Raw genomic sequence first — 956 nt, forward strand, 5'->3', positions numbered from 1 at the left:
GCCCTTGATCGTGCCCCAGATGCCGTCCACCACGATGCCGTCCCACACGAAGGACTTCACCCAGTGCCCGACCTCCCACCAGTGGTGCTTTTCCTCCACCGGATCGCCCCACGGCACCTTGGCGTTCTTCAAATCCGCGGCGTTGAAGCCGTACTGGTCGGGGCGGTTGGAGCCGTCCCCGGCCACCATCTGCGTCCCGCCCCACAACGCCGTGATCTTGTTGTGGCAGGCCCGCTCCGCCGCCCAGAACGCCGCCACCGTCTGCGTGACCTCATCCCGCAGCCGGTTGTGCTCGGCGACCTTGTCCCCGTCGTACTGCCAGTCCTCATCCTGCTTGGTCTCGGCGACGAAGGTCTGCGCCTTCTGCTTCAGCTCCTTGAGCTTCGCCGCCAGCGGCCGCACCTCCGCCGCGTACGCCGCCAGCGCGGAGGCCACCGTCTCCAGATCCCCCGCGAAGTCGTCCGCCCGCTCCTTGACCGGCCGGGTGGTGGCGAACAGCTGCTCCGCCTCCGGCGCCCGGTAGTAGGCCGAAAGCCCCTGGAACCGGGCATGCACGTCCCGGCCGGTGCCGCGGATGTGCCCCGCGTCCGCCTTCAGCCCGCCGCAGGCCTCCTCCAGCTTCCCCAGGTCACCGGTGTACTGCGGTATCGCCTCCGGGTTGATCACGCCCGGCCCACCCCCGGCAGGTCCACCTTCGGCGCCGCCAGCGCCGCCCGCTGCGCCCGCGCCGCCATCTCCTCATCGCCGTGCAGGTACGCGGTGGTCGCGTCCGCCGCCCCCTGCAGCGACTTGCCCGCCCGCGCCGCGATCCACTGCAGGTCCTTCGACGCCCGCTCCGCGTACTGCGCCAGCGCCAGCGCCACCAGACCCCCCGCCTGCCCCTTACCCCCCGAGCCCGAGCCGGAGCCGCCCTGGGCCGGGGCGTCCGCGGAGACCGTCCCCGCACTCTCCGCCGC

1 protein-coding gene and 1 pseudogene are annotated in these 956 nt (G+C 72.5%); both read right to left on the minus strand.

The window, feature by feature from the left end:
• Window positions 1-666: pseudogene (locus tag IE225_RS32700) on the minus strand (ADP-ribosyltransferase); the annotation flags it as partial.
• Window positions 663-956: DUF6507 family protein (locus tag IE225_RS32705; protein ID WP_190061288.1), on the minus strand; the 294-nt coding region annotated here is incomplete at its 5' end. The gene IE225_RS32705 and the pseudogene IE225_RS32700, both read right to left, overlap by 4 nt.

The sequence above is a fragment of the Streptomyces echinoruber genome (assembly GCF_014651135.1).
Lineage (GTDB): Bacteria > Actinomycetota > Actinomycetes > Streptomycetales > Streptomycetaceae > Streptomyces > Streptomyces echinoruber.